Genomic DNA, 21,626 nt, shown 5'->3' with positions numbered 1-21,626 from the left:
CGCGCAGCCGTCACTCGCCGGGCAGGCGGACCTTCGACCCGTGCGGGTGCCGGCGCCGGAGCGCACGGTGCCCCGGCATGGGTGGTGTCGTCTCGAGCGCCGCGAGGCGGGCACGTTCGGCGAGCCCGAGCCGCGCCACCATGTCCGGGAGCGTGAAGAGGTACACGAAGGGCCACAGGATCACGAAGACCTCGACCTGTCCGGAGACGAGCGCCGTGATCCCGCCGGAGGCCGCCCCCACCAGGAGCGGCCCGAGCCGCGAGAGCCGTCGCACCAGTCCACGCTGCAACAGCGGCACGTCGATCAGGACGGCCTCGCGGTCCTCGGGCGCGACCGGCCGCGCTCGCCGGCCGATGTAGGGCTGCACCGACCACCGCACGGACAGCTGCCAGTCGGGTCGCACCTGTCGCCCGTTGATCCGGAGCTCGGGACCGATCTCGCGAGCCGTCGGGAAGCACGAGAACGCCACCGCGAGGACTCCGAGCGTCGCGAAGGTGATCGCGGCGACCGGGCGGAGGACACCGGGGCCCACCCAGGCCCACGCCCACTCCGTCGCGACGAACACGACGAGGGCGACCGCGGCGACGGCTCCCGCGGCCCACAGGGCACGACGGGCCCGCGCCGGGTCGACGACCTCCCAGAGGCGCCCGCGCAACACCTGCCATCCGAGCCGGTACACGGATCCCTTCTACGCCGCGAGGCTGCGAGGACCGCCCGCTGCTAGCGTGCCCGGGTGGACGACGAACAGCGCTGCCCCTGCCTGAGCGGCAACCTCTACGGCGAGTGCTGCGGCCCCCTGCACGCCGGTGCAGCCGCCCCGACCGCCGAGCGGCTCATGCGCTCCCGGTTCACCGCGTTCGCACTCGGGCTGCCGGAGTACCTGCTGCTCACCTGGCACCCGCGCACCCGGCCGGACGAGCTGACGCTCGACCCGTCGCAGCGCTGGACGCGCCTGGACATCGTGTCGACCCGGTCGGGAGGCCCGTTCGACTCCGCCGGGCAGGTCGCCTTCCGCGCGTGGTGGCGCACCGACGACGACCGCGGGACGCTCGAGGAGACGAGCGAGTTCGTGCGGGAGCAGGGGCGGTGGTTCTACGTCGACGGCGTGGTCGCCTGAACCGTGGTTCACCGTCGACGGGGTCATCGCCTGAACCGTGGTTCACCGTCGACGGCGTGGTCGCCTGAACCGTGGTGCCTGAGCGCTGATCGTCAGGTGGTGATGGTCGCCGGCAGCCCGACCGCGAGCCGCATCGCCCGTCGGACCGCGGCCTCGTCCGGCAGCAGCTCGGTGTCGTCGCCGGACACGAAGAACCGGATCTGCCCGATCGCCTGCTCCGTCAGCATGTCGAGCCCGTTGAGCACCCGGCCCCCGGCAGCGGCCCAGCGTCCGGCCGCGGCGGTCGGCCAGGGCTCGTAGGCGACGTCGAACAGCACCGCGTCCGGCCCGGAGGGCAGCAGCTCGAGCGGATCGGCCGCGCCGCCGGGCAGCGTCGACACGAGGAACCCGTGCCGCGTCCCCGGCAGCGAGTCGATCGGCAGCACCTCGAGCGTCACCCCGAGGCGCACCGCCAGGTCCACGAGGGAGCCGGCCTTCGCGGTGTCGCGGAGGAAGAGCCGCACGTCGACCGCGCCGAGCCGCACCGCAGCCGCGAGGGCGCTCGCCGCAGTGGCCCCACCGCCGACGATCGTTGCCTCGCCCGGCAGGTGCCCGAGTGCCTCCACCGGTCGGACGATGCCCTCGACGTCGGTGTTCGCGCCGGCCAGGACGACGCGGTCGCCCTCCTGCCGGAACGCCACGGTGTTGGCCACCCCGAGCTCGTCGACGAGCGGGGTGGTGCGGTCGAGCATCGGCAGCACGTCCCGCTTGAGCGGCATGGTCAGGCTGAGCCCGCGCCAATCGGGACCCAGCCCCGCGACGAACGCGTCGAGCCCACCGGAGGCGACCTCGTGCCTCCCGTACGTGAACGGCAGCCCGAGCACGTCGTAGGCCGCCGCGTGCAGCGTGGGGGAGAGCGAGTGCGCGATGGGGGAGCCCAGCACGGCCAGCCGGGTCCGGTCGGGGTCGGTGAACTCCACGTCCGGAGCCTAGCCGCTCAGCACCCTCGACTGGGGTGCTTAGGGTAGCCTTACCTGTGTGATCCGAACCTCCCCCTCAGCGCGCCGCGTCCGCCGCGTGCTCGCGGCCGCCGGCGCCGTCGTCGCCGCGTCCCTCGTCCTCGCCGGGTGCACCTCCGGCTCCTCGTCGCCCGCCGCGTCCGACGGCGCCTCGGGCTCGGGCGGCGCGTTCCCCGTCTCGATCCAGACCGCACTCGGCACGACCGAGATCCCCTCGCAGCCGAAGCGCGTCGTCGCCCTCGGCTGGGGTGACGCGGAGACGGCGCTCGAACTCGGCGTGCAGCCCGTCGGCGCCAGCGACTGGCTCGCCTTCGGTGGCGACGGCGTCGGGCCGTGGCTCAAGGACGCGTACACGAAGAAGCCGACGATCATCCAGACGCTCGAGCCCAGCTACGAGCAGATCCTCAAGCTCAAGCCGGACCTGATCCTCGACACGAAGAGCTCGGGCGACAAGGACCGCTACGCGAAGCTCTCCGCGATCGCGCCGACCGTCGCGGTGCCGAAGGGCGGCGCGAACTACCTCACCACCACCGAGCAGCAGGTCGACCTCGTGTCGCGTGCACTCGGCAAGGAGTCCGAGGGCAAGAAGCTGCTGACCGACCTCGACGACGCGTACGCCGCGGCGCGGAAGGCGCACCCCGAGTTCGACGGCAAGACCGCCGTCGTCGGTTCGTACACGGCGGACGGCTTCGGCGCGTACGCCTCGAAGGACAGCCGCTCCACCTTCATGCAGCAGCTCGGCTTCACCATCCCGAAGGCCGTCGACCAGCAGGCCGGCGACGCGTTCTCGGTGAGCCTGTCCGAGGAGAACCTCGACCTGCTCGACGCCGACCTGACCGTCGTCCTGCCGATCTACGTCGACGCGTCGAAGGCCGAGTCCGACCCGCTGTTCCAGAAGGTGCCGTCGGTCGAGGGCGGGCACTCCATCGTCGTCGACGACGCGGACGTGTCGAACGCGTTCTCGCTCGGCACCACCGCCGCCATCGAGTGGGCGCTGGACCGGCTGCCGGACGAGTTCGCGAAGAAGGTCGGCTGACCGACAGCCACAGGGGGAGTACGGGAGACGCCGGGTCGCGAGTCGCGACCCGGCGTCTCCCGTTGCGTGCGTCCCTCGTTGCGTGCGTGCGTGCGTGCGGGGGCGTGGCGACCGGCGGTGACGGATGGTGCGCGGTCGCCGGACGGGAGGCACGGTGCGGGCCGGCACCGCGCCTCCCGTCCGACGTCTGGTGCCGTTCCGCGCGTTCCGCTACGCGGCGGTGAAGGTGGAGCCGATGAAGGCGAAGAGCAGGGCGATGAGCGGCAGCGAGCCCTGCACGAACGCCGAGTTCAGGTACCGGCGACCCGTGCCGGCCAGGACGACCGCGGCGCCGAGCATGCTCGCGCTCGAGAACACCACGAGGGTCCACCCCGTCGCACCGCTGCCGGTGACGACCAACACGACGCCGAGGATCGCGCCGATCGCGAGGAACAGGTTGTAGAAGCCCTGGTTGAACGCGAGGGAGCGGGTGGCCTGCGCCTCGGACTCCGAGGCGATGCCGAACACGCGGCGGACGCGAGGACTCGTCCATACGACGGACTCGAGGAAGAAGATGTACACGTGCACGAGGCCCGCGAGGACCGCACACACGCCCGAGATCACGAGCAGGACCGACATGGCCTCCATTCTCGCAGCCCCGGAGCAGTGCTCGTGTCCGCCAGTCACACCAGCCCGCTCGGCGGAGGCCCGCCGGTAGGCTCGGGCCATGAGTGCCGACGAGTCCACACCCGTCCACGACGATGCGGTCGCCGAGCTGGCGAGCATCCGGCAGAGCATCGACAACATCGACGCCGCCGTGATCCACATGCTCGCCGAGCGCTTCAAGTACACCCAGCGGGTCGGTTACCTGAAGGCCGAGGCGGGCATGCCGGCCGCCGACCCGGGGCGTGAGCAGGTGCAGGTCGCGCGGCTCCGACAGCTGGCCGCCGAGTCGCACCTCGACCCCGCCTTCGCGGAGAAGTTCCTGAACTTCATCGTCGCCGAGGTCATCCACCACCACGAGCGCATCGCCGGCGGCGAGCGGTGAGCGGGGCCGCCGGCGTGGTCCCGGCCGACGACTTCCCGCGGGATCTCGCCGACCTGCACCTGCTCGTCGGGTCGTACACGGCCACGGGCGGTGGGAACGCGACCGGCATCTCGGTCGTGCACGGGACCACCGCCTCCACCGTCGCCGTGATGGACGACCCCTCGTTCCTCGCGCTCTCCGGCGACCGGGTCTACGCCGTGTCCGAGACCGCGGACGGTCGCGTCTCGGCCTTCCGGTACGCCGGTGGTGCGCTCGAGCACCGGTGGGATGCCGACGCCGGTGGTGACGCACCCTGCCACGTGCGGGTCGACCCCTCCGGTGCGCTCGTCGTCACGAACTACGTCTCCGGCACCGTGACCGCGGTGTCGCTCGAGGCCGCTGAGTCGCACGCCGCCTCGGTGACCGCGAGCGACGGCGTCGTCGGGACCCACGGCAGCGCGGACCGGGTCGTCGTTGCCGAGTCGGCGCTCGTCACCGGCGTGCTGCCCGACGTCGAGGGGCCCGTCGAGGACCGGCAGGAGGGGCCGCACGCCCACCAGTCGATCGCGACGCCCGACGGCACCGTGCTCGTCGCGGACCTCGGCGGCGATGCACTCCACGAGTTCCGGGTGACGGCTGACCCCGCGATCGACCTCGTGCGCGTGCACCACCTCGGGCCCGGGGTCGGGCCGCGGCACATGGCGTGGCTCGGGGCCGGGGCCGACGCGGACCTCGTCGTCGCGGGTGAGCTCGACGGACGCGTGTACCGCCTGCGCCGCGACGACTCCGGGACGCTGCGGCCGATCGCGTCGGCGCCGGCGTTCGAGGGCGAGGTGGGGGAGTCGCTCCTCAGCCACGTCGAGGTCGACCGGGCCGGACGGGTCGTCGTCGCGGTCCGAGGCCGGGACCTGATCGTGGTGCTCGACACCGCGGACGACGGGCTGACCGTCGTCGGGTCGGCGTCGTGCGGCGGCGTCTGGCCGCGGCACTTCGCGCAGGTGCCCGGGTACCTGCTGGTGGCCAACCAGATGTCCGACGCGATCGCCGTGCTGCCCATCGGGGCGGACGGGGTGCCGGGCGAGACCGTGGCGCAGATCGCCGTCGGGTCGCCCGCGTGCATCGTGCCGGTGGCGGCCCGGTCGTGACCGAGGTCGGGGCTGGGGCCGGCGCTGGTGCCGGGGCCGGGGATGGCGCTGGGGCGCCCGTGCCCGTGCCCGTGCCCGTGGCCGGTGCGTCGGGCGTGCTCGCCGACGGGTACCGCCTGGTGGTCGGGCCGCCGCCGCTGGACGACTACCTGCGCCTGCGACGGGACTCCGGTCTGTCACCGAAGGACGCTGCGCAGGGTGCCGGGGCGATCGCGGGGAGCTGGTCGGCCGTGCACGTCGTCGACACCGACGGGGTCCCCGTCGCCATGGGCCGCACGATCGGGGACGGCGGGTGGTACTTCCACATCGCCGACATCGCCACCGATCCGGACCACCAGCGCCGGGGGCTCGGGAGGGTCGTCGTCGAGTGGCTCGTGGCGGACATCCGGTCCCGCGCGCCGGAAGGCGCCTACATCACGCTCGTCGGGGACCCGCCCGGTCAGCGGCTCTACCGTTCGCTCGGGTTCGAGGACGTCGCGCCGAGCCTCGGAATGGCGCTGCCGCTGCGCTGAGGGGCCGGGCGTCAGCCGTGGACGACGTTGGCGAAGGGCCGGCCCGCTGCCAGCGCGGACACCTGGCGTCGCACGAGCTCGAGGGTTCGCGGCACGCTGAGGTCCGTGTTCCCACCGACGTGGGGCGTCAGCACCGTGTTCGGCGTCGTCCAGAGCGGGTGCCCGGCCGGGAGCGGCTCCGGGTCGGTCACGTCGAGCGCTGCCGACAGCCGCCCGCGTTGGAGCTCCGCGACCAGGGCATCGGTGTCGACGACCCGCCCGCGGGCGACGTTCACCACGAGGGCTCCGTCGGGCAGCGCAGCGAGCAGGTCTCGGTCGACGAGGTGTTCGGTCTCGTCGGTCAGCGGGGTGATGAGCACGAGGACGTCCGTCCGGGCTGCGAGTTCCGGGAGCTCCCCGAACGCGTGCACGTGCCGCCCGTCCTGCTCCCGCGCAGTGCGCGCCACGACGGTGACGTCGCACCGCATCGCCTCGAACCGCGTGGCGATCGCAGCGCCGATCGCCCCGTGACCGACCACCGTGACGCGACGATCGGCGAGCGAGCGGGTGGTGCGGACGTCCCACACCCCTGCGGCGCGATCGGCCTGGAACGCGTGGATCTCGCGGAGCGAGGTCAGCGCCAGACCGACCGCGAGCTCGGCCGTCTCGTCGTCGTGGATGCCGCGGCCGTTCGCGACCTGCGCGTGTGCCGGGGCGTGCGGCAGCGCGTGCTCGTACCCGGCACTCGGCAGCTGCAGGAGTCGCAGGTTCGGCAGGTCGTGCACGAACTGCCACCGGTGACGACCCGCGAAGTAGAACGGCAGCAGCGTGAGCGCGACGTCCTCGGGGCGGTCGTACGGGCCTTCGACGTCCCACACGTCGAGCTCGACGCCGTCCGGCACGGGGCCGAACCGGTCGACGAGCTCGACGAAGGGCAGGGTGACGATCGGCATGCGGTCGCGGTGCTCCTGGTCGCCGTCAGCTGTCGGTGCGCGGCGAGAACGAACCGTGGTCGTCGAGCGGCCCGCGCCCGACGTAGCCCTCGGTGACGTCCTCGACGATCACGTCGCCGAAGCGCGCCGGCAGCGTCGCGCCGTGCGTGCCCCGCAGCTCGTCGATCGACGCCTCGAACGCGCCCTGCACCTCGAGCGTGCCGGAGGAGGCGTCCGTCACACCGATGCGCAGCACCGGGAAGCCGCGACCCTCGCACAGCCCGCGGAACCGCACGTCGTCCTCGCGGCGCACGGTCACGATGACGCGACCCGTCGACTCCGAGAACAGCGCGGTCGCCGTGTCGACGCCGTCGCGCTCCTCGAGCTCGTCGAGCACCACGCGTGCGCCGATCCCGAAGCGCAGGACCGACTCGGCGAGGGACTGGCCGAGGCCGCCGTCCGCCAGGTCGTGGGCGCTGGTGAGCAGCTGCTCGCCGGATGCCGCGTGCAGCAGCTCCGCCAGGGCCTTCTCGCGGTCGAGGTCCACCGCCGGCGGGCGACCACCGAGGTGCCCGTGGACGGTGCCGGCCCACGCCGAGCCGTCGAGCTCGAGGCTCGTCGTGCCGAGCAGGTACACGTTGTGGCCGTCGTCCTGCCAGCCCGAGGGCACGCGCAGGGCGACGTCGTCGATGATGCCGAGCACACCGACGACGGGCGTCGGGTGGATCGGGGTCGTGCCGGTCTGGTTGTAGAACGACACGTTGCCGCCGGTGACCGGGATGCCGAGCTCCATGCAGCCGTCCGCCAGGCCCTCGACGGCCTCGGAGAACTGCCACATCACCTCGGGGTTCTCCGGCGAGCCGAAGTTCAGGCAGTCGGTGACCGCGGCGGGGACGGCGCCGGTGACGGCGACGTTCCGGTACGCCTCGGCCAGCGCCAGGCGCGCGCCCTGCTTCGGGTCGAGCTGGCAGTAGCGGCCGTTGGCGTCGGTCGCGACGGTGACGCCGAGCCCCGTCTCCTCGTCGACGCGGATCATGCCGCCGTCGTCGGGGAAGGACAGCGCGGTGTTGCCGAGCACGTAGGTGTCGTACTGGTTCGTCACCCAGTTCTTCGACGCGAGGTTCGGCGAGCCGAGCAGCTGCAGGAACTGCGCCTTGAGGGCCGGACCGTCGGTCGGACGCTCGAGCGAGGCGGCGGTGTCGGCCTGCAGCGCATCGATCCACGACGGGTAGGCGACCGGGCGGTCGTACACCGGACCGTCGACGGCGACCGTGCGCGGGTCGACGTTCACGATCTCCTGGCCCTGCCAGTCGATGACGAGACGGCCGGTGCCGGTGACCTCGCCCAGGACGCTCGTCTCGACCTCCCACTTGCCGACGACCGCGAGGAACGCGTCGAGCTTGTCCGGGCGGACGACCGCCATCATGCGCTCCTGGCTCTCGGACATGAGGATCTCCTCGGCCGTGAGCGTGGGGTCGCGCAGCAGGACGTCGTCGAGCGAGATGTGCATGCCACCGTCGCCGTTCGAGGCGAGCTCGCTCGTCGCGCAGGAGATGCCAGCGGCACCGAGGTCCTGGATGCCCTCGACCAGTTCCTCGCGGAACAGCTCGAGGCAGCACTCGATGAGGACCTTCTCGGCGAAGGGGTCGCCGACCTGCACCGCCGGGCGCTTGGTCGGGCCGCCCTCGGTGAAGGTGTCGGACGCCAGGATCGACGCGCCGCCGATGCCGTCGCCACCCGTCCGGGCACCGAAGAGCACGACCTTGTTGCCGGCACCGGAGGCGTTCGCCAGGTGCAGGTCCTCGTGCCGCAGGACACCGACCGCGAGGGCGTTGACGAGCGGGTTGCCCTGGTACACCGGGTCGAAGTAGGTCTCGCCACCGATGTTCGGCAGGCCGAGGCAGTTGCCGTAGAACGAGATGCCGCCGACGACGCCGTGCACGACGCGCGCCGTGTCCTCGTGGTCGATCGCACCGAAGCGCAGCTGGTCCATCACGGCGACCGGGCGCGCGCCCATCGAGATGATGTCGCGGACGATGCCGCCGACGCCGGTCGCGGCGCCCTGGTAGGGCTCGACGTACGACGGGTGGTTGTGCGACTCGACCTTGAAGGTCACCGCCCAACCGTTGCCCACGTCGACGACACCGGCGTTCTCGCCCATGCCGACCATCAGGTTCTTCGTCATCTCCGGCGTGACCTTCTTGCCGAACTGACGGAGGTAGTTCTTCGACGACTTGTACGAGCAGTGCTCGGACCACATCACCGAGTACATGGCGAGCTCGCCCGAGGTGGGGCGGCGGCCGAGGATCTCGCGGATCTTCGCGTACTCGTCGGCCTTGAGCCCGAGTGCCTCGTACGGCTGCTCCTTGTCGGGGGTGGCGGCGGCGTCCTGGACGGTGTCGGGCTTCGGGCGAACGTGGGTCGTCACGGTGTTGTCGTTCCCTGTCACTGGAGTCGTGTTCGTCGGAGTCGTCGTCACTTGACGAGCGTCGACTCGATCACGGAGGTGAAGAAGGTGAGGCCGTCCGTGCCGGAGGCCATCGCCGCGGGGGTGTCCGGGCCGAACCCGGGCTCCGTCGCGTGCTCGGGGTGCGGCATGAGCCCGACGACGTTGCCGCGCTCGTTCGAGACGCCCGCGATGTCGTCGATCGACCCGTTCGGGTTCACCCCGACGTAGCGGAACACGACCTGGCCGTTGTCCTCGATGCGCTTGATCTCGTCGGCGTCTGCGACGAACCGGCCGTCGGCGTTCTTCAGCGGGATCGTGATCTCCTGCCCGGCGCTGAACCCGGAGGTCCAGGCGGTGCCGGCGGTCTCGACGCGGAGCTTCTGGTCGCGGCGGATGAACTGCTGGTGCGCGTTGCGGGTGTGGGCGCCCGGCACGAGGCGGGCCTCGGCGAGCATCTGGAACCCGTTGCAGATGCCGAGCACGGGCATGCCCTTGCCTGCGGCGTCGATGACCTCGGCCATGATCGGGGCCTTCGCCGCGATGGCGCCGGCACGCAGGTAGTCGCCGTACGAGAACCCACCGGGGAGCACGATCGCGTCGACCCCCTGCAGGTCGTGGTCGCCGTGCCAGAGCGCGACGGGGTCGGCTCCTGCGAGGCGGACCGCGCGCTGGGCGTCGCGGTCGTCGAGCGAGCCCGGGAACGTGATGACGCCGATGCGCATCCGCGTCACGCGTCCTGCACGGTGACGGAGACGACGTCCTCGATCACGGCGTTCGAGAAGACGTCGGCCGCGATGTCGCGGACCTCGGCCAGCTTCGCGTCGTCGACCGGGCCGTCGACGGCGATCTCGAAGCGCTTGCCGATGCGGACGTCGGTCAGGTCGGCCTTGCCGAGACGGGCGAGGGCGTTGCCCACCGCCTTGCCCTGGGGGTCGAGGATCTCTGCCTTGGGCATGACCTCGACGACGATGGTTGGCACGTGTTCACTCCAGCGCTTGGGTGGGTTGGGTGGGACGGCATCAGTCTACGGGCCGCGCGCGCCGCGCCGGGCCGCTTGTGGAGAAGTCGTCCAAGGCGTATGTTCCAAGTCGAATAATCGCTCGCGAACACGGTCTGGAGGCACGGATGGCGTCGCTCACGCCCCTCGCGTTCGCCGCGCTCGGCCTGCTCGCCGAGGCGCCCATGCACCCGTACGAGATGTTCCAGACGATGCTCCACCGGCACGAGGACCAGAACGTCAAGGTCCGGCCGAGCACGCTGTACCACCAGATCGGACGCCTCGTGGACCTCGGGTACGCCGAGGCACTCGGGACCGCGCGCGAGGGCAACCGGCCCGAGCGCACCACCTACGCCATCACCGACCACGGCCGCGCGGAGCTCGACGCCGGACTCCGGCGCATGATCGCGGAGCCCGCCGACGAGTACCCCGAGTTCCAGCTCGCGGTGTCCCACGTCGACAACCTGACCGCCACCGACGCGGTGACCGCGATGCGCGCACGCGCTGCCGCACTCCGCGCGGAACGTGCCGGGTACGACGAAGCCGCCACGGGCCTCCAGGCCAAGCAGCTCGCCGAGCGCTACTGGCTCGACGTGTCGTACGTGCGTGGCATGCTCACCGCGCAGATCGAGTGGCTCACCGCCACCGCCGACCGGATCGCGAGCGGCGACATCCCCTGGGACGGCCCCGCCGTCCCCGACCCAGCACCACAGAAGGACCAGGACACCACTCGATGACCTCCACCACGTCCGCCGACCTGCAGCACGGGAAGAAGCCGTGGCCCGCGCTCTGGGCACTCGTCGTCGGCTTCTTCATGATCCTCGTCGACTCGACCATCGTGTCGGTCGCGACGCCCACGATCGCGCAGGCGCTCGACGCCGACATCAACGCGGTCATCTGGGTGACGAGCGCCTACCTGCTCGCGTACGCGGTGCCGCTGCTCATCACCGGGCGCCTCGGCGACCGGTTCGGCCCGAAGGTGCTGTACCAGGCGGGTCTCGTGGTGTTCACCCTCGCGAGCCTGTGGTGCGGCCTCGCCGGGTCGATCGAGGTGCTCATCCTCGCCCGCGTCGTGCAGGGCCTCGGCGCCGCGATGATGACCCCGCAGACGATGGCGGTCATCACGCGCATCTTCCCGCCGCAGAACCGCGGTGCGGCCATGGGCCTGTGGGGCGCCGTCGCCGGCGTCGCCTCGCTCGTCGGCCCGATCGTCGGCGGGCTGCTCGTCGACGGCCTCGGCTGGGAGTGGATCTTCTTCGTGAACGTCCCCGTCGGCGTCGTCGCCTTCGTGCTCGCGCAGCGCTTCGTCCCCCGCTTCGAGCGGCACGGACACCACTTCGACTACCTGGGCATCGTGCTCAGCGCCGCCGGCATGTTCCTGCTCGTCTTCGGCATCCAGGAGGGCGAGACCTACGACTGGGGCACCATCACGGGCCCGATCTCGGTCTGGTCGCTGATCATCACCGGCATCGTCGTGCTCGCCGCCTTCGTGGTGTGGCAGGGCGTGCAGAAGGGCGAGCCGCTGCTGCCGCTCGGCCTGTTCAAGGACCGCAACTTCACGCTCGCCAACATCGCCATCACGGCCGTCGGCGTCGCGATCTCGTCGTTCGCGCTGCCGATCATGCTCTGGGCGCAGGACGTCCTGCGCTTCTCGCCGACCCAGGCCGCGCTGCTGCTCGTGCCGCAGGCCGTCCTGTCCGCCGCGCTCGCACCGCTCGTCGGCAAGAACCTCAACAAGTGGAACCCGCGGTGGGTCGGCTCGTTCGGCCTCGCGTGCTTCTCCGGCGGGCTGTTCTGGTTCGGCGCCCTGCTGTGGTCGGGTGCCGGCTGGGGCTGGACGCTGCTGCCGAGCGCGCTCCTCGGGCTCGCGAACGCCTGCATGTGGGGTCCGCTCTCGGTCTCGGCGACGCGCAACCTGCCGCCGGCGCTCGCCGGTGCGGGGTCGGGCGTCTACAACACCACGCGGCAGATCGGTGCGGTGCTCGGTTCGGCCGGCATCGCGGCGCTGATCGAGGCGCGCATCACGGCGAACTTCCCGTCCGGGTCGGGCACGGGCTCGGGCGGTGCGGAGCAGCAGGTCGGCGCGCTGCCCGAGTTCCTGCAGCAGCCGTTCGCCACGGCGATGGGGCAGTCGCTCGTGCTGCCGGCCGTGGTGCTCGTGGCGGCCATCGTCGCGGCGCTGTTCCTGGCGAAGCCGAAGCAGACGACGGCGTGGAAGCAGACCGGCGCGGTCGAGACGCAGCCCGGCGCGGCGGAGCCCGAGGCCGCGGCGCGCTGACGCTGCGGGGCAGTCGTCCGGGTTGTGCCGGTGTAGAACGACAAGACCGCTGTCGTACGACAGCGGTCTTGTCGTTCTTGCCGTCCAGAGCGGAAGAGCGTGGATCGGCGGGGACTGGTGCGACAGGATCGTCGTCGTACGACAGCGCATCTGTCGTACGACGGCGCCGCACGACCCCCCCCCCGGACCCAGCTCACCCCCGCCGCTGCAGGTGCGCCCGGGTCAGCTCCGCCATCTCCTCGTCGGACAGGGCGTCCACGGAGCGGGCCTCGCGGCGGTCCGTCCGCTGCCAACGCACGAACAGCATCACGAGCACCGGGACGTCGGCGACCTCGGCGATGAACCAGAGCAGGTCACCCGCCAGGTGCTGGTCGCGCAGCGGGGTCGGGAACCACGGCTGCCCCACGGCGTGCACGAGCGACCCGTCGAGCACGTGGTCCGACACGCGCAGCACGATGCCGGGGACCGCGTCGAGCAGCAGCTCCACGAAGGCGAGCAGGAACTCGACCGTCACGAACGTCGAACTGCGGAGGACCCCCGGCTCGGACAGCGGCCCGAGCACCGTGAAGCCGAGCACCGGCACGGACACGGTGATGAACGCGGCCCACACGCTCGACTCGCGCACGACCGCGGACAGCGGGGTGAGCAGCACCGCGAAGAGCACCAGCCCGACCACGGGGGCGACGATCGCGTTGCCGAGCACCCGGATCGGCCGGGAGTGCACCACGCGGTCGGCGACGGCGGACCAGTGCGCGGGTCCGCCCAGGCGCAGCAGGGACACGGGAGCGGCCAGGGCGGCGAAGGTCGGCACCGCGAAGAACAACAGGGCGAGCCGGAGCGTGAACGCCCACCGGAGCGTCTGGTCGTACCGCCCGACGATGCCGAACTGCAGCACGGCGAAGAGCAGCAGTGCGACCAGGAACGACGCGGTGCGCCAGGCGGACCACCGGGCCCCACGGCGTCGAGCGCCGACGAGCCACCAGCCGTAGGTCACCGCGGCGACCGCCAGCAGCACCGCGGCCAGGGGATCGACGTGCCAGGTGCTCCAGAACTCGGCGGGTTCGGGCGTGGGGTGCCTCCTGGTGTCGGGCCGGACGAGCCGGCTCCGTCATCCTCCGCCCGTCGGACCCCGCCGCAGCCGGGCCGATGCGCAGCGGCGGTGAGGATCGGCTCAGGTGCCCACTGGTCCCACGGCTGCCGAGGTTGTCCGGGCGGGCCGGGTCCGGCCGAGCAACCACACCCCGACCGGCACGGCGACCGCGCCGAGGACCGCGACGCCGAAGGACAGGTGCCACTGCATCACGACGAACGCCGGACCGATCGTGCACAGCGCGGCGACGGTCACCACGGGCCACCCCGCCCGGTCGGTCCCCGGCTGCAGTCGGGGGAGCGGGCGGTCCCACCGACGCAGCGCCCTGGCCACACCGATCGCCGCGGCCAGCACGACGACGAGTGCGATCGGCCGCGTCGCCCACCACGGCACGGAACCCGGGTCGGGGAACGGGACGGCGAGCAACAGCGCGACGCCGTTGAGGGCGATGTACAGCGGCAGGTGCCAGAGGTAGATCGCCATGCCGTCACGACCGAGCACGAACACGGTCGCCTGCGCCGGCCGGGTCTGCATCAGTCGGGTGAGCGGTCGGTGCACGAGCTGCACGAGGCAGACCTGCGACACCGCGAGCACCGCCAGCGGCAGCATCGGCGGGTTGAGGTCCTGCAGCATGTCCGGCGCCCAGAGTCCGACGCTCGTCAGCGGGACGAGGAGGGCGTACCCGGCCAGCGCGACGGCCGCGAGCAGCAGCCTCGAGCGGCGGGCGAACCAGCCGTCTGCCCAGAGGAACCCGAGCTGCTGCGCGAAGAGCCACACCGGGCCGAGGTTGAGGAGTCCGACCTCGGCGGTGCCGGTCGCGAAGCGGAGGGTGTCGACGGCCGTCGCGAGGACCAGCAGGACACCGAGCGTGCGGAACGGCGCCCGCGCGTGCAGGCGTGCCATCACCGGCACGCAGCACTGCGTGATGCCGTACGCGGCGAGGAACCAGAGCGGCGAGCCGATGCCGAACGCGACCTCGGCGAGCAGCTCCGCGGGGGTGCCGAGGGCCGTCGCGATCCCCAGGCCGAGTGCCAGCACCACGAACAGCGGCACCGCCGGGCGGTAGAGCCGCACGAGTCGCGTCGCCACGAAGTCCCGCGCGCCGCCGCCCCGAGCGAGCGTGCTGCGCCACCCGACCGCGCTCGCGAACCCGCCGACGGCGAAGAACAGCGGCATCACCTGGCCCGCCCACGTCGCGGGGACGTACCAGGCCGCCTCCTGCAGCGGGCTCGTGACACCGATGCCGTCGGCCGACACCGCCACGCCGACCATCGTGACGTGCACGACGACGACGAGGACGACGCACGCCGTCCTGATGAGGTCGACGACCAGGTCCCGCTGCGCGATGATCCCCCGGACGTCCTGAGCGCTGCTGGCCGGCACGGAGTCGATCCGCGACGAAGGCCCCTGCTTCGTGGACATGCCGTGACGCTAGCGCCCGACCGGCTGGATCAGCATCGTCCCAGCGGATCGCGACCGGATCGTGACACATCGCATGCCAGCAGCGGCATGCATCCTCCCGAGAGCGGCGCGCGGAATCGCCGTGGGGGGGGGGGGGCGGGCGTACGCCGCCGCTGCGGACGGGCACGGCCGGATGACGCGCCGACACGCGCAGCACGCCGCCACCCTGGGCTCCGAGCCCACGACCGTGTACGGTGGAGCTTGTCTTGACCGATGCAAGAGAAAGAAGCTGATGGACGCCGACGCCGACCTGCTCCGGGCTGCCGGCCTGCGGGTGACGACGCCCCGGCTGGCCGTCCTGCGTGCCTCGGGAGCGATGCCGCACGCCACCGCGGACGACATCCTCACCGCGGTCTCGGCCGAGCTGCCGACGACGAGCCACCAGGCCGTCTACGGGGTGCTGGGCGCCCTGACCGGCGCAGGACTCGTCCGGCGCATCGAACCCGCCGGCAGTCCGGCGCGGTACGAGCGGCGCACCGGGGACAACCACCACCACATCGTCTGCACGATGTGCGGCGCGGTCGAGGACGTCGACTGCGCGGTCGGCCACGCCCCCTGTCTCACGCCGTCGGAGACGCACGGCTTCGCCGTCACGACGGCCGAGGTCACGTACTGGGGCATCTGCGAACGCTGCGCAGCGGCGGAACGCGACGACGCCCAGGTCGTCACGGCCTGACACGGGCGGGACGTCCGGAGTCGGACGAGACCGCCCGGCGCGACACCGACGTGACGCGCCCCACGAGCAACCCGAACCATCCTGACCGAACCAACCGTTCCACCTGAGGAGGAACCGTGTCCGACCAGAACACGACCGGCCCCGCCGGCACCCCCACCACCACGACCAACAGCGGCGCCCCGGTCTCGAGCGACCAGCACTCCATGGGTGTCGGCGCCGACGGCCCCCTCGCCCTCCACGACCACTACCTGGTCGAGAAGCTCGCCCAGTTCAACCGCGAGCGCGTCCCGGAGCGCGTCGTCCACGCGAAGGGCGGCGGTGCGTTCGGTACCTTCACCGTCACGCACGACGTGTCGCAGTACACCCGTGCCGCGTTCCTGCAGCCGGGCAAGCAGACCGAGATGCTCGCCCGCTTCTCGTCCGTCGCCGGTGAGCAGGGCTCCCCGGACACCTGGCGCGACCCCCGCGGCTTCGCGCTGAAGTTCTACACCGAAGAGGGCAACTACGACCTCGTCGGCAACAACACCCCGGTGTTCTTCATCCGCGACGGCATCAAGTTCCCCGACTTCATCCGCTCGCAGAAGCGCCTGCCGGGCAGCCACCTCCGCAACCACGACATGCAGTGGGACTTCTGGACCCTCTCCCCGGAGTCGGCCCACCAGGTCACGTGGCTCATGGGTGACCGCGGCCTGCCGTCGTCGTGGCGCCACATGGACGGCTTCAGCTCGCACACCTACCAGTGGATCAACGCCGAGGGCGAGCGCTTCTGGGTGAAGTACCACTTCGAGACGCAGCAGGGCCACAAGACCCTGACGCAGGAGGACGCCGACCGCATCGCCGGTGAGGACGCCGACTTCCACATCCGCGACCTCTACGAGGCGATCGAGCGCCAGGACTTCCCGAAGTGGGTCCTCAAGGTGCAGGTCATGCCGTACGCGGACGCCGAGGGCTACCGCTTCAACCCGTTCGACCTGACGAAGGTGTGGCCGCACGCGGACTACCCGCTCATCGAGGTCGGCACGATGGAGCTGAACCGCAACCCGGAGAACTACTTCGCGCAGATCGAGCAGGCCGCGTTCGCGCCGTCGAACTTCGTCCCCGGCATCGCGGCGAGCCCCGACAAGATGCTCCTCGCGCGCATCTTCAGCTACGCGGACGCCCAGCGCTACCGCGTCGGCACGAACCACGCGCAGCTGCCGGTGAACGCCCCGAAGAACGAGGTCCACTCGTACTCGAAGGACGGCGCCATGCGCTTCGACTTCCAGAAGGCCGAGGTGCCGGTGTACGCGCCGAACACCCAGGGCGGAGCACACGCCGACCCGACCGCGACGGACGACGTCCCGGGCTGGGAGTCCGACGGCGCGCTGCAGCGCTCCGCGGCGACCCTGCACGCGGAGGACGACGACTTCGGCCAGGCCGGCACGCTCTACCGTGAGGTCCTCGACGACGCCGCGCGTGAGCGCCTGGTCGGCAACATCGCCGGCCACGTCTCGAAGGTGACGCGCGACGACCTGCGCGAGCGCGTGTTCGCCTACTGGACCAGCGTCGACGCCGACCTGGGGGCGCGCGTGCGCGCCGCGGTCGCGCCGAGCGCGCCCGGTTCGAACGAGGACCCGGAGAAGGTCGCGGTCGAGGCGTAGTCGCCACCACCTGACGGACGGGAGGCCCGGTACCAGCTGGTACCGGGCCTCCCGTCCGTCGTGTTGTCGCTCCTGGACCTGCTGTCCGTTGCGCATGACCTCGCCCTGCTGGTGGCGGGGTCCGGTCCTCGTTCCTGGACCTGCTGTCCGTTGCGCATGGCCTCGCCCGGCTGGTGGCGGGGCCCGGTCCTCGTTCCTAGACCTGCTGTCCGTTGAGCATGATCTCGCCCGTCGGCCAGTCCTCCAGCTGCGCCTCGACCGGCAGGACCATCCAGCCGCCCTGCTCGGTCTCGTTCACACCGACCCCGTCGGCCGTGAAGGCCGAGAACGTGCCGACGGCGCCGTCGACCTCGTGCCAGCCCATGTGCGCGTAGAAGGGGATGCGGTCCTCGCCGGCGCCGAGGAAGCCGTAGGGCACGCGGAGTCCCTCGAGGACGGCGCGGGTGCGGACGAGGAGCTCGCGGCCGACCCCGCTGCCCTGCAGCCTCGGCGAGACGGCGACGATGCCGGTGTCGCCGACCAGGACGTCCTGCCCACCGACCGTGACGAACATCCGACGGATCCCGACGTGCGCGAGCACCGTGCCGTCCTCGCCCCAGCCGACGACGCGGCGCTCGGGCTGCATGCCGGCGTAGTCACGGCCGCCCACGTACCAGTGCGACCAGCTCGGGAACGCCTGCCCGAGCATCGCTGCGATCGCCTCGTGGTCGGGGAGCGACAGTGCGCTCTCCTCGACCACCTCCCACCGGATGTCTTCGCTCACGCGTCCATCCTGCCGGGTCCACCTGCGCATCGGTGCGGCCCGAGGCTCGGCTGGGCGGACACGTTCGCGTGTGCTCGACCACGAACGTGTCCGCGGAGCCGAGCCTCGGCGCAGACCGCCCGCGCGCGAGACCGCTCAGCCGCGACCGGGCGCGGTCACCTCGATGCGGTTCGCCCACGGGTCCTCGAACGCCACGGTCCGACCGTCGTCCGCGGTCTGCACCCCGGTGTCGTGCATGCGGGACACGAGTGCGCCGAGGTCGTCGGCGCCCGGGACCTCGATCCGCACGAGCCCGAGCCCGAGTGCCTGCTGCCGGCGCCCGGCCCCGCGGGAGTTCCACGTGTTCATCGCCATGTGGTGGTGGTACCCGCCCGCGCTGACGAACAGCGCCTGGTCGCCCATCGCCGCGGTCGTCGCGAAGCCGAGCCGGTCGACGTAGAACGCCTTCGCGGTGGCGACGTCGCCCACGGACAGGTGCACGTGGCCGACCCGGCCGGGGCGCGTGCTGGCCGTCTCGAGTGCCGAGGAGGTCAGGTGTTCCTGCACGAAGGCGTTCGGGTCGACGTAGATGGTCGCCATGTCGACCATCCCGTGCGTCCACGACCACTCGGTGCGGTCGCGGTCCCAGTACAGCTCGACGCCGTTGCCCTCGGGGTCCTGGAAGTAGAACGCGTTGCTGACCAGGTGGTCGGCGCTGCCCGTGAAGGTCTGCGGGTACTTCGTCGCGACGGAGTACAGCGCTGCCGCCAGGTCGGCCTGCGTGTCGAACAGGATCGCGGTGTGGAAGAGCCCGGCCTCGTGCGGAGCGGCGTGCCGCATCGCGGGGGCGTGCTCGAGGACGACGATCGGCGTCGACCCACGACCGAGCACGGCGGTCCCGCCCGCGTTCGTCAGCACCGTCAGGCCGACGCCGTCGCGGTAGTAGGCGACCATCGTGTCGAGGTCGGCCACGCGGAGCGTGACGGCGCCCATCCCGGTGTCGGCTGCGAGCAGGTCCTGCGTGTGCATGCCCCCAGTGTGCGCCGGTTTGGTTGACGCGTCAACCAAACCGCGACCACGGGCTACTTCGCGCTGAACCCGCCGTCGGTCTTCAGCAGCTGGCCGTTCACCCACCCGCCGTCCGGCCCGAGCAGGAACCCGACGAGCGCCGCGGTGTCGGTCGGCATCGACGGGCGCCCGAGCGGGGTCTGCGCGACGGCGGCCCGGCGGATCTCGTCGGTCATCCACCCGGTGTCGTTCGGGCCCGGGTTCACCAGGTTCGCACTCACCCGCACGTCACCGAGCTCGAGGGCAGCCCCGACGATCAACCGGTCGAGTGCGCCCTTGCTCGTGCCGTACGGCAGGTTGAACCCGACGTGGTCGCTCGTCAGCGCGACGATGCGACGGCGGTCCTCCGGTACGGCTGCACCCTCGCGGAGCCGCCGCGCGTACGCCTGCACGACGAGGAACGGCGCGCGCACGTTCACCGCCAGGTGCCGGTCGAACGACTCCACCGTCGTGGTCGCGAAGTCCGAGTCGACCGACTCGCAGTGCGACATCACCACGGCGGTCACCGGCACGCCGGCCTCTGCCTCGGCGCGGCCGACGAGCGCGGCCGCCTGCTCGGGGTCGGCCAGGTCGACCGGGAGGCGCGTCACCCGTGCCCCCGCACGCTCGGCCTCCGCGACCACCGCGTCCACCCCGTCGGGGTCGGCCGCGCCGTGCACGCGCGCGTCGTACGGCCCCCACCACGAGAGGGCGAGGTCCCAACCGTCGGCGGCGAGCCGCGTCGCGATCGCGGCACCGATCCCGGCGCGGCGGCCGACGCCCGTCACCAGGGCGAGCGGTCTGCTGGTGAGCGGTCCGTGGGTCATGGGTCGTGCCTCCCGTCCGGGCGACGCGTCGGTGCGTCGCCCGACCAGGATGGCATCGCACACGGGATCCCGTCGGCGCGGCGCGGCGCCGCAGGGCCAGGATGGGAGCATGCCGCCCTCCCGCCGACCCGACCTGGCGACCTTCCCGGTCGACCGTCTGCGCGACCGCATGTCGTCGTACATCTACGGCAACATCACCGTGCTCGCGGTCGCGATCGCGGTGGGGCCGGAGCAGATCGAGCACGGGGCAGCGGTGCTCACGGTGCTCGCGACGGCGGTGCTGACGTACCTGGCGCACGTGCTGTCCCACCTCGTGGCGCACACCATCGGCGACACCGGTGACGACGCCGAGCACCGGGAGACGATCGGGGCGATCCTGCGCGACGCGAACCCGATCGCGACCTCCGGCCTCATCCCCGCGGTGCTCTACGCCGTCGCGTGGGCGGACTGGCTGCCGGCGCAGTGGGCGCAGACCGCGGCGATCGTCATCCTCGTCGTCCGCATCGGGATGGTCGGGGTGTTCCTGCAGCGGTTCAGCGGACGGCGTCCGACGTTCCTCGGGCTCTGGGGTGGCATCGTGCTCGCCGCGGTGGCCTTCGTGATCGGCCTGGTGAAGGTGGTGGTGACGCATTGAGCGAGCAGACCGACGAGTCGCGTGCCGGACGACCGGTACGGTCCGGGTGGCGCTTCGTCCGCGACCTGGCGGTCATCGTGGTCGTCGCGCTGCTGGCGTCCTTCCTGGTGAAGGCCTACCTGGTGCGGGCGTTCTCGATCCCGTCCGGCTCGATGGAGCGCACGCTGCTGATCGGCGACAACGTGCTGGTGAACGAGCTCGTGCCGGGCGTCGCGCCGCTCCGCCGGGGCGACGTCGTGGTCTTCCGCGACCCGGGCGACTGGCTGACCAGCGAGCAGGGCGACGACCTCATCAAGCGGGTGATCGGGCTGCCGGGCGACCGGGTGTCGTGCTGCGACGCCGAGGGACGGCTGTCCGTGAACGGGCACGCGGTCGACGAGCCGTACGTGGTCCGGCCGTCCGACGTGGACCGTGTCTCGGCGGAGGACTTCGACGTCACCGTGCCCGCGGGGCGGATCTGGGTGATGGGCGACAACCGGTACGAGTCGGCCGACTCGCGCATCCACGGGACGGTGCCGACGGCGGACGTCGTGGGACGGGCGTTCGTCGTGACCTGGCCGGTCACGCGGTGGAGCGTGCTCGGCCGGTACGGCGAGGAGTGGGACGCGGTGCCCGACCCGCGGTGAGGGACCCCGCGCAGCGCGGTGGACGGGCCTGCAGCCGGGTCGGCCGGACGCGGTGGACGGCCCTGCAGCGGGGTCGGCCGGACGCGGTGGCCGGTCAGCAGCCGGTCGTGCTGAGCGTGACCCGCGTGACGTCGTCGCCCGACACCGTCGTGCGGACGGAGCACAGGTCGCCGGCCCGCACCGTGACGTCGCCGAGCGGGACCCCGGCGAAGTCCGCGGTGCCTCCGGGGAACACCCGCTGGTGCTCGGACAGCTTGCCGGTCGCGGCGAAGACCTTCACCTCGTAGGGGCGATCCGCAGCGTTGGACGACACGGTCACCGAGATCTGCCCGGTCGAGTCGTGGGCGCCGCACCCCGTCAGCGAGAGCGCGGCGGCAGCGCCGAGGGCGAGCACGAGCGGAGCACGACGGATCACCGTGCCGAGGGTACGCGCG

General features: G+C 72.1%; 24 protein-coding genes. 11 read left to right on the top strand and 13 right to left on the bottom strand.

From position 1 onward, the window contains the following. Nucleotides 1–10 precede the first annotated feature (10 nt). The gene (locus M3666_RS12595; RefSeq protein WP_251155388.1) at nt 11–679 is read right to left on the bottom strand and encodes a hypothetical protein; all 669 of its coding nucleotides are present in this window, start codon (nt 677–679) and stop codon (nt 11–13) included. Nucleotides 680–733: 54 nt separating this feature from the next. Between M3666_RS12595 and M3666_RS12590 the strand changes: the two genes are divergently transcribed. Beyond that, a complete protein-coding gene (locus M3666_RS12590) occupies nt 734–1,117 on the top strand; it encodes a YchJ family metal-binding protein (protein WP_251155387.1) in 384 nt (127 codons plus the stop codon). A gap of 92 nt (nt 1,118–1,209) precedes the next feature. On the opposite strand, the gene M3666_RS12585 is transcribed toward M3666_RS12590, so the two are convergent. Beyond that, a complete protein-coding gene (locus M3666_RS12585) occupies nt 1,210–2,076 on the bottom strand; it encodes a shikimate dehydrogenase (RefSeq protein ID WP_251155386.1) in 867 nt (288 codons plus the stop codon). 58 nt (nt 2,077–2,134) lie between these two features. Here M3666_RS12585 and M3666_RS12580 point away from each other — a divergent pair, with 58 nt between their 5' ends. Continuing rightward, entirely contained in the window at nt 2,135–3,151 is a 1,017-nt protein-coding gene (locus M3666_RS12580; RefSeq protein ID WP_251155385.1) for an iron-siderophore ABC transporter substrate-binding protein, read from the top strand. A 210-nt stretch (nt 3,152–3,361) separates the two neighbouring features. Here M3666_RS12580 and M3666_RS12575 read toward each other — a convergent pair whose 3' ends face one another. Next, entirely contained in the window at nt 3,362–3,769 is a 408-nt protein-coding gene (locus tag M3666_RS12575; protein WP_251155384.1) for a DUF1304 domain-containing protein, read from the bottom strand. 88 nt (nt 3,770–3,857) lie between these two features. Between M3666_RS12575 and M3666_RS12570 the strand changes: the two genes are divergently transcribed. Genes M3666_RS12570 through M3666_RS12560 form a run of 3 tightly spaced genes read left to right on the top strand, consistent with a single transcriptional unit; the run spans nt 3,858 to nt 5,814 of the window. Then, nucleotides 3,858–4,178: a chorismate mutase gene (locus M3666_RS12570; RefSeq protein WP_066652113.1), complete on the top strand. Its 321-nt coding sequence runs from the start codon at nt 3,858–3,860 to the stop codon at nt 4,176–4,178. Then, nucleotides 4,175–5,302 carry a beta-propeller fold lactonase family protein gene (locus M3666_RS12565; RefSeq protein ID WP_251155383.1) on the top strand — a complete coding sequence of 376 codons (1,128 nt, stop codon included), beginning with the start codon at nt 4,175–4,177 and terminating at the stop codon, nt 5,300–5,302. The genes M3666_RS12570 and M3666_RS12565 overlap by 4 nt, the downstream gene beginning before the upstream one ends. A 59-nt stretch (nt 5,303–5,361) precedes the next feature. Next, nucleotides 5,362–5,814: a GNAT family N-acetyltransferase gene (locus tag M3666_RS12560; RefSeq protein WP_235426456.1), complete on the top strand. Its 453-nt coding sequence runs from the start codon at nt 5,362–5,364 to the stop codon at nt 5,812–5,814. Nucleotides 5,815–5,825: 11 nt separating this feature from the next. Here M3666_RS12560 and M3666_RS12555 read toward each other — a convergent pair whose 3' ends face one another. The 4 genes from M3666_RS12555 to purS are packed head-to-tail and all read right to left on the bottom strand — an operon-like array spanning nt 5,826 to nt 10,153. Next, on the bottom strand, nt 5,826–6,746 hold the full coding sequence (locus tag M3666_RS12555) for a 2-hydroxyacid dehydrogenase (protein ID WP_251155382.1): 921 nt from the start codon (nt 6,744–6,746) through the stop codon (nt 5,826–5,828). 25 nt (nt 6,747–6,771) lie between these two features. Continuing rightward, a complete protein-coding gene (gene purL / locus M3666_RS12550; RefSeq protein WP_235426458.1) occupies nt 6,772–9,153 on the bottom strand; it encodes a phosphoribosylformylglycinamidine synthase subunit PurL in 2,382 nt (793 codons plus the stop codon). A 47-nt stretch (nt 9,154–9,200) separates the two neighbouring features. Continuing rightward, nucleotides 9,201–9,896 carry a phosphoribosylformylglycinamidine synthase subunit PurQ gene (purQ, locus tag M3666_RS12545; RefSeq protein ID WP_066657734.1) on the bottom strand — a complete coding sequence of 232 codons (696 nt, stop codon included), beginning with the start codon at nt 9,894–9,896 and terminating at the stop codon, nt 9,201–9,203. Nucleotides 9,897–9,901: 5 nt separating this feature from the next. Then, entirely contained in the window at nt 9,902–10,153 is a 252-nt protein-coding gene (gene purS, locus M3666_RS12540) for a phosphoribosylformylglycinamidine synthase subunit PurS (RefSeq protein WP_066652126.1), read from the bottom strand. A gap of 146 nt (nt 10,154–10,299) precedes the next feature. Between purS and M3666_RS12535 the strand changes: the two genes are divergently transcribed. After that, nucleotides 10,300–10,908 carry a PadR family transcriptional regulator gene (locus tag M3666_RS12535; RefSeq protein ID WP_066652130.1) on the top strand — a complete coding sequence of 203 codons (609 nt, stop codon included), beginning with the start codon at nt 10,300–10,302 and terminating at the stop codon, nt 10,906–10,908. Continuing rightward, nucleotides 10,905–12,449, top strand: a complete 1,545-nt coding sequence (locus M3666_RS12530) for a DHA2 family efflux MFS transporter permease subunit (protein ID WP_251155381.1) — start codon at nt 10,905–10,907, stop codon at nt 12,447–12,449. Before M3666_RS12535 ends, M3666_RS12530 begins: the two co-directional genes overlap by 4 nt. Before the next feature lie 193 nt (nt 12,450–12,642). Here the strand turns inward: M3666_RS12530 and M3666_RS12525 are convergent, their stop codons facing one another. Next, nucleotides 12,643–13,464 carry a cytochrome c oxidase assembly protein gene (locus tag M3666_RS12525; protein ID WP_251155380.1) on the bottom strand — a complete coding sequence of 274 codons (822 nt, stop codon included), beginning with the start codon at nt 13,462–13,464 and terminating at the stop codon, nt 12,643–12,645. A gap of 156 nt (nt 13,465–13,620) precedes the next feature. Beyond that, nucleotides 13,621–14,961, bottom strand: a complete 1,341-nt coding sequence (locus tag M3666_RS12520; protein ID WP_251155379.1) for an acyltransferase — start codon at nt 14,959–14,961, stop codon at nt 13,621–13,623. Between the two features lie 271 nt (nt 14,962–15,232). Between M3666_RS12520 and M3666_RS12515 the strand changes: the two genes are divergently transcribed. After that, nucleotides 15,233–15,676 (top strand): Fur family transcriptional regulator, encoded by a 444-nt coding sequence (locus M3666_RS12515; RefSeq protein ID WP_251155378.1) that lies wholly within the window; start codon nt 15,233–15,235, stop codon nt 15,674–15,676. A gap of 116 nt (nt 15,677–15,792) precedes the next feature. Further along, nucleotides 15,793–17,316 carry a catalase gene (locus tag M3666_RS12510; RefSeq protein WP_271826246.1) on the top strand — a complete coding sequence of 508 codons (1,524 nt, stop codon included), beginning with the start codon at nt 15,793–15,795 and terminating at the stop codon, nt 17,314–17,316. A gap of 196 nt (nt 17,317–17,512) precedes the next feature. Here M3666_RS12510 and M3666_RS12505 read toward each other — a convergent pair whose 3' ends face one another. From M3666_RS12505 to M3666_RS12495, 3 genes are all read right to left on the bottom strand, one after another. After that, nucleotides 17,513–18,079: a GNAT family N-acetyltransferase gene (locus tag M3666_RS12505; RefSeq protein ID WP_209684035.1), complete on the bottom strand. Its 567-nt coding sequence runs from the start codon at nt 18,077–18,079 to the stop codon at nt 17,513–17,515. Nucleotides 18,080–18,214: 135 nt separating this feature from the next. After that, nucleotides 18,215–19,087 (bottom strand): VOC family protein, encoded by an 873-nt coding sequence (locus M3666_RS12500; protein ID WP_251155377.1) that lies wholly within the window; start codon nt 19,085–19,087, stop codon nt 18,215–18,217. Nucleotides 19,088–19,140: 53 nt separating this feature from the next. Beyond that, a complete protein-coding gene (locus tag M3666_RS12495) occupies nt 19,141–19,932 on the bottom strand; it encodes an SDR family oxidoreductase (protein ID WP_066652145.1) in 792 nt (263 codons plus the stop codon). A 109-nt stretch (nt 19,933–20,041) separates the two neighbouring features. Here M3666_RS12495 and M3666_RS12490 point away from each other — a divergent pair, with 109 nt between their 5' ends. Beyond that, entirely contained in the window at nt 20,042–20,566 is a 525-nt protein-coding gene (locus tag M3666_RS12490) for a hypothetical protein (RefSeq protein WP_209684029.1), read from the top strand. Further along, nucleotides 20,563–21,192, top strand: a complete 630-nt coding sequence (gene lepB, locus M3666_RS12485; RefSeq protein WP_245171601.1) for a signal peptidase I — start codon at nt 20,563–20,565, stop codon at nt 21,190–21,192. The genes M3666_RS12490 and lepB overlap by 4 nt, the downstream gene beginning before the upstream one ends. 94 nt (nt 21,193–21,286) lie before the next feature. Here the strand turns inward: lepB and M3666_RS12480 are convergent, their stop codons facing one another. Next, entirely contained in the window at nt 21,287–21,607 is a 321-nt protein-coding gene (locus M3666_RS12480; RefSeq protein WP_144411227.1) for a hypothetical protein, read from the bottom strand. Nucleotides 21,608–21,626: the final 19 nt, after the last annotated feature.

It is taken from the genome of Curtobacterium sp. ODYSSEY 48 V2 (assembly GCF_023712625.1).
Lineage (GTDB): Bacteria > Actinomycetota > Actinomycetes > Actinomycetales > Microbacteriaceae > Curtobacterium.
The sequence above is the reverse complement of the archived record's forward strand: the minus strand, read 5'-3'. Positions and strand labels throughout refer to the sequence as shown.

Coding starts and splice junctions, on each gene's coding strand:
- M3666_RS12535 (WP_066652130.1), top strand. CDS start 10,300: ATGGCGTCGCTCACGCCCCTCGCGTTCGCCGCGCTCGGCCTGCTCGCC.
- M3666_RS12500 (WP_251155377.1), bottom strand. CDS start 19,087: ATGCACACGCAGGACCTGCTCGCAGCCGACACCGGGATGGGCGCCGTC.
- purQ (WP_066657734.1), bottom strand. CDS start 9,896: ATGCGCATCGGCGTCATCACGTTCCCGGGCTCGCTCGACGACCGCGAC.
- M3666_RS12575 (WP_251155384.1), bottom strand. CDS start 3,769: ATGTCGGTCCTGCTCGTGATCTCGGGCGTGTGTGCGGTCCTCGCGGGC.
- M3666_RS12520 (WP_251155379.1), bottom strand. CDS start 14,961: ATGTCCACGAAGCAGGGGCCTTCGTCGCGGATCGACTCCGTGCCGGCC.
- M3666_RS12530 (WP_251155381.1), top strand. CDS start 10,905: ATGACCTCCACCACGTCCGCCGACCTGCAGCACGGGAAGAAGCCGTGG.
- M3666_RS12570 (WP_066652113.1), top strand. CDS start 3,858: ATGAGTGCCGACGAGTCCACACCCGTCCACGACGATGCGGTCGCCGAG.
- M3666_RS12490 (WP_209684029.1), top strand. CDS start 20,042: ATGCCGCCCTCCCGCCGACCCGACCTGGCGACCTTCCCGGTCGACCGT.
- M3666_RS12495 (WP_066652145.1), bottom strand. CDS start 19,932: ATGACCCACGGACCGCTCACCAGCAGACCGCTCGCCCTGGTGACGGGC.
- M3666_RS12555 (WP_251155382.1), bottom strand. CDS start 6,746: ATGCCGATCGTCACCCTGCCCTTCGTCGAGCTCGTCGACCGGTTCGGC.
- M3666_RS12515 (WP_251155378.1), top strand. CDS start 15,233: ATGGACGCCGACGCCGACCTGCTCCGGGCTGCCGGCCTGCGGGTGACG.